Source organism: Mesorhizobium sp. B2-3-12 (assembly GCF_006442205.1).
Lineage (GTDB): Bacteria > Pseudomonadota > Alphaproteobacteria > Rhizobiales > Rhizobiaceae > Mesorhizobium.
Window position 1 is genome coordinate 1,007,719 of the sequence record NZ_VFVR01000002.1, and the last position, 10,048, is coordinate 1,017,766.

General features: G+C 64.8%; 10 protein-coding genes and 1 pseudogene. 6 read left to right on the plus strand and 5 right to left on the minus strand.

The window, feature by feature from the left end; genetic code table 11:
* Window positions 1-6 precede the first annotated feature (6 nt).
* Window positions 7-464 (plus strand): annotated as a pseudogene (locus FJ948_RS10240) (GNAT family N-acetyltransferase).
* 152 nt (window positions 465-616) lie between these two features.
* Window positions 617-1,444 carry a DUF72 domain-containing protein gene (locus FJ948_RS10245; RefSeq protein ID WP_140703832.1) on the plus strand — a complete coding sequence of 276 codons (828 nt, stop codon included), beginning with the start codon at window positions 617-619 and terminating at the stop codon, window positions 1,442-1,444.
* Here FJ948_RS10245 and FJ948_RS10250 read toward each other — a convergent pair.
* From FJ948_RS10250 to FJ948_RS10265, 4 genes are read right to left on the minus strand one after another with little or no spacing between them, the layout of a single operon-like run.
* Window positions 1,393-2,559 carry an FAD-binding oxidoreductase gene (locus FJ948_RS10250; protein WP_140703834.1) on the minus strand — a complete coding sequence of 389 codons (1,167 nt, stop codon included), beginning with the start codon at window positions 2,557-2,559 and terminating at the stop codon, window positions 1,393-1,395. The genes FJ948_RS10245 and FJ948_RS10250 overlap by 52 nt on opposite strands.
* Window positions 2,560-2,586: 27 nt before the next feature.
* Window positions 2,587-4,188 (minus strand): ATP-binding protein, encoded by a 1,602-nt coding sequence (locus FJ948_RS10255; protein ID WP_140703848.1) that lies wholly within the window; start codon window positions 4,186-4,188, stop codon window positions 2,587-2,589.
* The gene (locus FJ948_RS10260) at window positions 4,179-4,871 is read right to left on the minus strand and encodes a response regulator transcription factor (RefSeq protein ID WP_140703850.1); all 693 of its coding nucleotides are present in this window, start codon (window positions 4,869-4,871) and stop codon (window positions 4,179-4,181) included. Before FJ948_RS10260 ends, FJ948_RS10255 begins: the two co-directional genes overlap by 10 nt.
* Before the next feature lie 3 nt (window positions 4,872-4,874).
* Entirely contained in the window at window positions 4,875-6,413 is a 1,539-nt protein-coding gene (locus tag FJ948_RS10265) for a DUF4173 domain-containing protein (RefSeq protein ID WP_140703851.1), read from the minus strand.
* A gap of 376 nt (window positions 6,414-6,789) precedes the next feature.
* Here FJ948_RS10265 and FJ948_RS10270 point away from each other — a divergent pair, with 376 nt between their 5' ends.
* The gene (locus FJ948_RS10270; protein ID WP_140703853.1) at window positions 6,790-7,680 is read left to right on the plus strand and encodes a CoA ester lyase; all 891 of its coding nucleotides are present in this window, start codon (window positions 6,790-6,792) and stop codon (window positions 7,678-7,680) included.
* A 35-nt stretch (window positions 7,681-7,715) separates the two neighbouring features.
* Window positions 7,716-7,922, plus strand: coding sequence for a DUF1737 domain-containing protein (locus FJ948_RS10275; protein WP_027145959.1), 207 nt, complete (start codon window positions 7,716-7,718; stop codon window positions 7,920-7,922).
* A 190-nt stretch (window positions 7,923-8,112) separates the two neighbouring features.
* Here FJ948_RS10275 and FJ948_RS10280 read toward each other — a convergent pair whose 3' ends face one another.
* Window positions 8,113-8,280: a hypothetical protein gene (locus tag FJ948_RS10280; protein WP_023774506.1), complete on the minus strand. Its 168-nt coding sequence runs from the start codon at window positions 8,278-8,280 to the stop codon at window positions 8,113-8,115.
* Between the two features lie 250 nt (window positions 8,281-8,530).
* Here FJ948_RS10280 and FJ948_RS10285 point away from each other — a divergent pair, with 250 nt between their 5' ends.
* Window positions 8,531-9,451, plus strand: a complete 921-nt coding sequence (locus FJ948_RS10285; protein ID WP_140703855.1) for an SMP-30/gluconolactonase/LRE family protein — start codon at window positions 8,531-8,533, stop codon at window positions 9,449-9,451.
* Between the two features lie 162 nt (window positions 9,452-9,613).
* Window positions 9,614-9,820, plus strand: a complete 207-nt coding sequence (locus tag FJ948_RS10290) for a 4-oxalocrotonate tautomerase family protein (protein WP_140703857.1) — start codon at window positions 9,614-9,616, stop codon at window positions 9,818-9,820.
* Window positions 9,821-10,048: the final 228 nt, after the last annotated feature.

Genomic DNA, 10,048 nt, shown 5'->3' on the forward strand with positions numbered 1-10,048 from the left:
GACGCCATGGCCGAACAGTCGCACATTCTCTACGCCCGCGAAGCATCGCTCGATACGCCAGAATTCCGCCGCGTGCTGGTGGAATCCGGTCTCGGCGACGTCCGGCCCGTCGATGACGAGGCAAGGCTGAAGGCCATGCTGGACGGCGCCAATCTGATCGTGACCGCCCGTCTCGACATGGAAGGCAAGCCGCTGATCGGCGTTGCCCGCTGCCTGACCGACTTTTCCTGGGTCTGCTATATCAGCGATCTCGCCGTTCCTGGGTCTGCTATATCAGCGATCTCGCCGTCTCGGCCAAGGCGCAGGGGCTGGGCATCGGCAAGGGGCTGATGGACGAAGTGGCCCGGCAGCTCGGACCGTCGGTCGCCATCAGCCTGATTTCGATGCCCGACGCCGTCGGCTTCTACGAACGCATCGGCATGAAGCGCATGCCCGACGCCTTCTGGATCTCTCGCAAGCGCTGATTTTTTCTGCTGTGACGCATACGGCCGCCAACGAAGCGTGATCTTGCCGTTTGATGTGGAGGGAAGACTGGCCGCGGCGTGAGCAGGGGGTCGTTGCTTTGCGCAGCTTCTGTCCGCCTTGACCCACACCTCATTCGGCCCACATCCCATGCATGGGAAAACAGGCATGTTTCATAGGCACGGCCGGCTGGGGTATTCCGACCCGATGCAGGCAGGATTTTCCAGAACCCGGATCGCATCTCGAACGCTACTCCAGGCACTTCCCGATCGTCGAGATCGACACCTCCTTCTACAAGCCGCATCGCCGCGAGACCTATGAGCGTTGGGCACGCTCCGTGCCGGAGCATTTCCGCTTCGCGGTCAAGATGCCGAAGGCCATCACCCATGAGCGCCGTCTCGCCGGCTGCGACGACCTCCTCGACAGTTTCCTCCAAGAGGTCGAAGGTCTCGGTGCAAAGCTGAGCGTGCTTCTGGTGCAACTGCCGCCGAGCCTCTCCTTCGAGCCGGATGTCGCGAGCGGCTTCTTCGACATGGCGGGCAAGCGAACCCAAACCCGGCTGACCTGCGAACCGCGCCATCCCAGCTGGTTCGAAGCCGAGGCGGGAGCGCTTCTGGCCGATCGCCGGGTCGCGCGCGTCGCTGCCGACCCCGCTCCAGTGCCGGCCGCCGCGTCGCCGGGCGGCTGGCCCAGCCTCGCCTATTTCCGCTGGCACGGCGCGCCGCGCGTCTATTACTCCGACTACGACGCCGAAAGCCTCGCCCGATTCAGCGGGCAGATGGCGGCGGCGGCGGCTTCCGGCGCCGAGGTCTGGGGGATTTTCGACAACACGGCCGGGGGCCATGCGCTGGGCAACGCGCTCAAGGTTGAGACGATGATACGCCAGGCACTTCTTCCTTCTCCCACAAGGGGAGAAGGAAGAAGCGCGTTTCAAATCACGTTCAATTCCCGGAACGCCCGCCCTTCGGCCACCCGTTCATAGCCAAACGCCGAGCAGTCTATCGTCCGGTAGCCGCCATGCAGGATGAGTTCCGCCAGCGCCTTGCCGACCGCCGGCGCCTGCTGCAGGCCGTGGCCGGAGAAGCCGTTGGCGAACAGGAAATTCGTCACCGCCGGATGCGGGCCGATCACCGCGTTCTGGTCGAGCGTGTTGTAGTCATAATGCCCGGCCCAGGCGCGCGTCGGCTTGATGGCCTCGAAGGCCGGGATGCGGGTCGCCAGCACCGGCCAGATCACCTCTTCGAACAGCGGCCAGTCGACGTCGAAATCTCCGGGATCCGCCGGACCGTCGCCCTCTTCCGGCTCGGCGCCGCCGGTGAGGTAGACCGAGCCTTCCGGCCTGACATAGATGCCGGAGGGATCGACCAGCAGTGGCATGTCGGCATATTTCTCGCGCGCCTCGAAGACGAAGACGTTGCGCTTGCGCGGCTCGACCGGCAGCGCCAGCCCGGCAAGGGCGGCGACCTTGCCGGCGTTCGGGCCGGCGGCGTTGACGACAATACCGGCTTCCAGCGTCTCGCCATTGTCGAGGCTGACACCGGTGACGCGGCCGCCCTGCCGCTCGATGCCGGTGACCGAAGCGCTGATGAAATCGACTTTCTTCTGCCGCAGCGCCTTGCGGAACAGCATCAGCATCGCATGGGCGTCGAACCAGCCTTCGCCGGTGCGGCCATAGGCGCCGGCGATGATGCCTTCGGCCGACAGCCAGGGGAAGCGGCGCGTCAGTTGTTCGGCGTCCTCGAGCAGGATGTCGGCGCCCTCGGCGACCTGCGCCTCGTGGTTGGCCCTCAGGATCGGCAGCCCGGCCTCGCCGGCAAGGATGAGATAGCCGCCTTCGCGAAAACCGATATCGGCGTCGGCGCCGAATTCCTCCTTCAGCCGCCGGAACAGTTTCAGCGTGAACTGCGACAGGCGGATGTTTTCCGGAATCGAGAATTGCTGGCGGATCGAGGCCATGGAGAGCGTCGTCGCCGCGTGGGCGAATTGCGGATCGCGTTCGATCAAGGCGATCGAGCCGGAAAACCCTTCCTCGCGCAGATAATATGCGATCGAGGACCCGACGATGGCCCCGCCGATGATGACGATGTCGTAGCGCACTTTTTTCTCCGATCCGCCGCCCGCACTCTACGCGACCGGCAAAGTGATCTCGAAGCGCGTGCCGCGCGCGCTGTCAACCAACCGGATCGTACCATCATGCGCTTTCAGGAGGGCCAGCACGATGCCGAGACCCATGCCGGTGCCGCCGGACTCTCGCCGCGTGGTGAAGAACGGCTCGAAGACGCGCGCCTGGTTGCTTGGCGAAATGCCGGCGCCATCGTCGCTGACCAGCACCGTCGCCTTGCCGCCGGCGCTCGCGGCAGTGATCGAAACCAGCGTCGCGCCATGCCTGGCCGAGTTGTCGATGAGGTTGGCAAGCACGATTGCCGCGTTCTCGGCCGAGATGCGCAGGGCCAGGTCGCCGCCGGCCTCGACTTCAACCGCCAGCCTGGTCTCGGCGGGAAGCAGCGCCAGCGCCGCGCCGACCGAGGTGCTTTCGCCGCTCGGCGCGAGGTTTTCCGCCCGCGCCAGATCGAGCAGCCGCCGGACCAAAAGGTTGAGCCGCCCGGCATCAGTGACGATATTGTTGGAGAAGCGCCGCCGCTCGGCATCGTCCATCGCCGAGCCGGAATCGCGCAGCAGTTCGGCGGCCCCCTGGATCGCCGTCAGCGGCGATTTCAGCTCATGCGAGACATGGGTGGCGAAGGTCTGGATGCTATCCGAGCGCGCCTGCAGTTTCTCGGCCATGTCGAGAAAGGCGGCGGACAATTCGGCCATTTCGCGCGTGCCATGATGATCGAGCGGCCGGATCGCGTCGCGCTCGCCGGCGGCGATGCGCTGGGTGCGGTCGATCAGCGCATAGATCGGCCGGCTGACGGTGCGCAGGAAGACGAGGCCGATAAGCAGCGTGCCGCCGAGGATGGCGATCGCCGCCGCCGTCACCTTGCCGCGTTCGCCATAGAGATGTTTTATGATGTTGTTGGGCGTCCGCGAGACATAGACCACGCCGGCGACCTGGCCATCCACCGCCACCGGCAAAGCGACGAAGACGCGCACCTTGGTGCCGCGGCTGACCGAATAGAGCGGCGGGGCCGGCTGGTTGGGGATGCGCAGCCGGAGTGCGCTGGCATAGCGCCCGGCAAGGGCTGCACGCACCTCCTCGACCCCGGCAAGTGACTGCCCGACCTCGTCGCGCCCGGCAATGACGACGCCTGTGGGATCGAGCAGCCGGAAGCCGGCGAGCGTGGTCTTCTGCGTCGCGTCGAGAATGCCGGACAGGCGCGCCCCGATTACAGCGAAAGCGGGCTCGGCCACGGCGGGCGTCCCCGCCGGCCGTGTCGGAAGTACGTAATCCGAGGCGAGATCGAGCTCCGGCTCGATGGGCCGATAGGGTGCATCGGGATTGGCGCCGCGGCTCGCGCCGCTATTGGCCGACGGCATCGGCGCGCCGAGCTTGTCGCCGGGAATGGCGGCGTCGCGCACCTCTTGCGCATAGATGGCGGCAATGGCGGCACCTTGCGCGATCAGCTCCGCCTCGGTCTGGCGGATGAGCTGGTTCTCGTAGAGGCGGAAGAAGAACAGGCCGACCAGCGGCAGCGCCATCACCAGGATCAGGATGGCGACGACGACCGTGGCCAGGCGCGGCCGCCATTTGCGGCCGATCCATTTGCTTGACGTCGTCAGCCGCATCGGCCGAGCCGGAAGCCGACGCCATGCACCGTTTCGATGGCATCCAGGCATCCGGCCGCCGCCAGCTTGGCGCGGAGGTTGCGGATGTGGCTGTCGACGGTGCGGTCGGCGACATGGATTTTTCCCGCATAGGCACTGGCCATTACCGCGTCGCGGTCGAGGACATGGGTTGGCCGCGCCAGAAACCCTTTCAGGATCGAGAACTCGATGGCGGTCAAGGTAAGCGGCTTGCCGTCGAAGGCGGCGGCGTGGCTGGCGGGCGCAAGGATGAGCTTGCCATGCGAGAACTGCCTGTCGTCGGCCGGTTCGGGCGCCACTGGGCGGGCGCGGCGCAGGATGACGTTGACGCGGGCGACCAGTTCGCGCGGGCTGAACGGCTTGGTGACATAATCGTCGCCACCCATTTCCAGCCCGAGGATGCGGTCGATCTCTTCATCGCGCGCGGACAGGAACAGCACCGGCACGTCGGATCGCTGCCGCAGCCGCCGGCAGACCTCCAGCCCGTCCATCTCCGGCATGCCGATGTCGAGCACGACAAGGTCGGGCGTGCGTCGTTCGACCGCCTGCAGGGCGGCGGCGCCGTCGGACACGGCTGAAGTCTTCATGCCGGCCTTTTCAAGCGCGAAGCAGATCACCTCGCGAATATGCGGATCATCGTCGGCGACGAGGATATGATGCGGCATGGCTCAGCGATCCGGCTCTGCGACACCAGGCAACACGAGGGGCCGCCTGCTGTCGAGATAGCGAAGCAGGCGCCAGTCGCGAAAGCTCCAGCTCCGCCAGTTTTCCTGCAGGTGGCGATACCAGCCTTCATCGACACCGCGCAACCTTGCGAATTCGGCGACCGCACCGGCATCCGCCGTGCTGCCCTGATGGTCGAGGAAGCGGTCGAGCGCCGGAAAGGCCTCCGGCCCGAGCGAGCGCAGGTACCAGGCGTCGAGCGGGATGCCTTGGCCGGTCATTTCGAGGGAATGGTCGACATTGTAGCTGGCGATCGTGGCTGCGAAGTTGATGTAACAGCAGGCATAAAGCGCCAGGGATAACGTCAGAAGATTGGCGGAGAACAGCCATTCATTGGATTTTCCCAGCGCGATGCGGGCAATGATCAGGGCAAGGCCCGCCGCCACCAGCCCCATCCAGACGAAAGCGGCGATGCGCCAGTAGGTCAGCGCATAGATGCCGACATAGAGGTCTAGCCGCAGGATCGACGAGACGACCAGCATGATGTTCTGCGCTACCCAGGTATAGACAAGCCGGCGAATGAGCGGATCGGCCGATGTCTCGCTGCCGGGCCTCAGCGCCGCCAGCACAAAGCCGGCGGCAAGCAGCGCGGTGACGATCAAGGGGTAGGCGCCGCGATGCGCGTAAGCGGCGTAGCTCAAGCCGTCGGGAAGTGCTGCCCCGCCCCACAGATAGGTGGCGTCGAGCCCGCTCTGCAGCGCGAACAGGATGTTGAAGACGATCAGCGCGCGCAGGATGGCAGCCTTGCCGAAGACGATGTCCTCGACGACGTGCCTTTGCGGATTGATCGCCGGTTGAGCAGCGGCAAGAGGATTGTTTGGCCGGGAGACGCGCTTCGAAAAGCGTGGCAGGCGCGGCCGCAAAAAGACCCAGATGCCGGCGAGCGCGAACAGCCAGAAGGCAATCCGCGTCAGCTGGATCAGGTCGAGCAGTCTGATGAGGTCGATCAGCGACAGCCAGTATTCGATGACCGGATTGGCGGCGCCGAACAAAGCGACGAAGATCGCGCCGAGCGTTAGCGGCATCACCCAGACCGCGATCGCCGCCAACCTTATGCGGCGCCCACCGAACCGCCGCGCCGCCTTCCGCCACTGCAAGAAATCGCCGACGAACCGGACCGGAGCCGCCAGGCAAAACAGCAAGATCTGGCCGGCAATGCGCGCCATGCGGTGCCGCAGCCGGCCGCTCAGCGAAAGCGCGAACGCCGCCAGGGCGGCAAGCGCGACCGAGACGGACAAGGGGCTGACGGTTTCGGCCAGCGGCAGCAGCGCGACAAGCAAGGCTGCGGGCTTGAGCCATACCTTGCCGTCGCTGAAGGCGGCGGGATGCACGGCAACCACCGCCGCGGCAATCAGGATGGCGAACAGGAGAACCGTAATGCCGGCTGGCTGGCCGTAGAACAGGAAATCGGCGATCGCCACCAGCAGCAGGGCAACGCCGAAGCGGTTGCAATAGCTCGGCGCGGCGGTGAGCGGCAATATCATGACCTGATCTTCCCCATGGCTTCCACCCGGACCATCGGTGGGCGTCCGCGAACGAAAGGCGTAAGCGTCGCCGTCGGTGGATCGGCCAGCCACCAGCCTTCGCTGCGCAGCCGATAGGGTAGGGACCAACGGGGTTTTGCTCGCTTTTGCATGCCGCCTGTCTCGCAGGCGCGATGGGAGACGGTGCGGCGGATTGGAGGAGGATTTCCGCTGGCGCGTGCAGTTTTCGTGCAGAGGCGATGCCAGCTTCTTTCTCCCGTTTACGGGGAGATATTCCCGGCTGGGCAATGAGGGGCGGCGCCAGCATTCGCGATTGGCCGATTTCATAGGCTGTCCCGCGCTTGCCTCGACCAACCACACGCGGCATAGATCGGGTATGGAAACCTACCGCCCGCGCCGCTCCGTGCTCTATGTCCCGGCATCCAATGACAAGGCGCTGGCCAAGATCGCGCAGCTTGCCTGCGACGCCGTCATCATCGATCTGGAGGACGCCGTCGCCCCCGCCGACAAGATCGGCGCGCGCGAAAAACTGGCCGGTATTTTCGCCAATCGCCCTGATGCCGGTCCCAATGGCCGGCGCTGCGAGATGGTGGTGCGCGTCAATGCGTTGTCCAGCGAATGGGGCGCCGACGACCTTGCGGCCGTGGCCAAGGTGGAACCGGACGGCATCCTGCTGCCCAAGGTCGACACGCCGCGCGACGTGCTCGAGGTTGGCGATGTGCTGGACGACAATTTTGCTCCCGACAGCGTCAAACTATGGGCGATGATCGAAACGCCCAAGGCCATGCTCAACATCGGCGCCATCGCCGAACTCGGCCGCGACCCGGCCTCGCGGCTGGATTGTTTCATTGCCGGAACGAATGACTTGATCAAGGACACTGGCGTGCTGGCGACGCCGGACCGCGCCTATCTCCTGCCCTGGCTGATGCAGATGCTGCTGGCCGCGCGCGCCGGCGGTCTCGACATGCTCGATGGGGTGTTCAACGATTTTCGCGACCCGGACGCGTTCGCCCGCGAATGCACGCAGGCCGCGGCCATGGGCTTCGACGGCAAGACGCTGATCCATCCCTCGCAGATCGAGGCCGCCAACCTCGCCTTCGCGCCGTCGGCGCCGGCGCTGGCGGAGGCGCGCGCGGTCACGGATGCCTTCGCTGAGGCGCAAAACAGCGGCAAGGGCGTCATCGCGCTGAATGGCAGGATGATCGAGCGGCTGCACCTGGCGCAGGCCGAAAAACTGCTGGCGAAAGCCGCCGCCATCGGCGCATGATATTCGCCGACCATGGATACGACAGGACTTGGACGATGAAACTCTACCGCTTTCTCACCGCGCCGGACGACGCCAGTTTCTGCCACAAGGTGACGGCGGCACTGAACAAGGGCTGGCACCTGTTCGGCTCGCCGACCTATGCCTATGACAAGAAAGCCAAGACCATGCGCTGCGGCCAGGCCGTGGTGAAGGATGTCGATGGCCAGGAATACGGGCCGGATACCAAGCTCAGCGACTGGTAGGGGAAAGCGCCGAGGCCCTTCTCTCTTCCATGCCGTGACAGGTCGAGGAATGGCCCGGATCAGGATAGGGCTGAGCGCGGCGCTGGACCGAAATTCTTGCGGCGCAAGTCGCGGCATGGATCCCTGGGTCTTCACTCCGCTTCGCGGAGCTACGGCCAAGGATGACGAGCGTGACGGCTTGGCCGGCGTCTCAGCCGTAGATCTGCTTGTGGATCTGGTAGAGCATTTCCGAGCGGTCGGCGCGCATGTCGGCCAGGTCGCGGCTGGAGAAGCTGTCGATTTCGGCGACGAGGCGATTGTAGTGCTTGCGCTTGGCGATGCTGGAGCGAGCGCGGGTCATGAGATCGTTGAAGATCATAGCAAGGTTCCTTCTGTGCCGCATTTGGCGGCCGGTTTCTTCCTCCCTTGATCGATATGGATCATGACATAGTAATGGTGCGTTGCAAAAAGAAGATGTTGCAATGCACCATTGCACTGCGCGCATAGCCGGTTAATGGCATCCTAAAGAACATTCCCTCCCGTTTGTCTTACAATTGCCGATGCCCCGTCTTGCCAGATCGATCGCGGGCTGGCTTGATCCGGCGTCACGTGATGCCTGGAGGAAATGCATGGCGGCCGCAGACTATTATGAAATTCTCGATCCGCGCTTCGCGCGCCTGTTCAACGGCAATGCGCAGGTGGAGAAACTGTTCACTGGATGCCGCTGGGCGGAAGGGCCGGCCTGGTTCGCCGCCGGCCGCTACGTCGTCTGGTCGGACATACCGAACAACCGGATGCTGCGCTATGACGAGACCGACGGCAGCGTCAGCGTCTTCCGCCAGCCATCGGGCAATTCCAACGGCAACACAGTCGACCGGCAAGGCCGGCTGGTCACCTGCGAGCATTCGGGCCGCCGCGTCAGCCGCACCGAGCACGATGGCTCGGTCACCACCATCGCCGCCAAATGGAAGGGCAAGCCGCTGAACTCACCCAACGACGCGGTGGTGAAGTCCGACGGCTCGATCTGGTTCACCGACCCGACCTATGGCATCGACACCGACTATGAGGGCGACAAGGCCGAGAGCGAGATCGGCGCCTGCCACGTCTACCGGGTCGATCCCGACACGGGCGAGGTCGAAGCCGTCATCACCGACATGGTCAGGCCGAACGGTCTCGCCTTCTCGCTCGACGAAAGCCTGCTCTATGTCGTCGACACCGGGCGCACGCATGGCGCTGAGAATCCGGCGCATATGCGGGTGTTCAATGTCGGCAAGCACGGCAAGAAGGTTTCGGGCGGCAAGGTGTTCGCCGACTGCACATCAGGCCTGTTCGACGGCTTCCGGCTCGACGCGGACGGACGCATCTGGACGAGCGCGGCCGACGGCATCCATTGCTATGATCCGGACGGCACGCTGATCGGCAAGGTCAAGGTGCCGGAGGTGACCGCCAATTGCGTGTTCGGCGGCGCCAAGCTGAACTGCCTCTACATCGCCGGCACCACCTCGCTGTACAGCGTCCGGCTGATGGTGAACGGGGCCAAGACCTATTGAGCCTGCTCGAAGTCCTTCTCTGGCGGCCGTTGCTGGCGTTTCTGCGGCTGGCCGCGGCGCCCGCCTCGCCGCGATCTCCGGAGCCGCCACCAGAAGCTTCGCCGGAGCGGACTTCGAAGCAGCTTCGTTTCGCAAACCAGCAGAACCCAAGAGGAGGACGTCATGCCATTCGTCAACATCCGCATCGTCAAGGAAGTGATCGCCGCCGATCCGGCCGGCAAGAAGGCTGACATCGCCAAGAAGGTGACCGCGGCCATCATGGAGACCACCGGGCTCGGCAATGACGATGTCTGGGTGGTCTTCGAGGAGGTCAACGCCCGCGACTGGTATGTCGGCAAGACCGATGTCGAGACGCTGCGGAAGGGGTAGGTGCCGCTTTTTCCTTCTCCCCTTGTGGGAGAAGGTGGATCGGCGCGCAGCGCCGAGACGGTTGAGGGGTGGGTGCCGGATCGCCGTCGTTGCCAAGCTGGAGCACCCCTCATCCGACCTCGCTTCGCGAGGCCACCTTCTCCCACAAGGGTGTTTGGACCGGAGACATCGCGAACAGGTGTGCGAGGACATCGCGAACAGTTTTGCATCCTATCGAACAAGGGCATT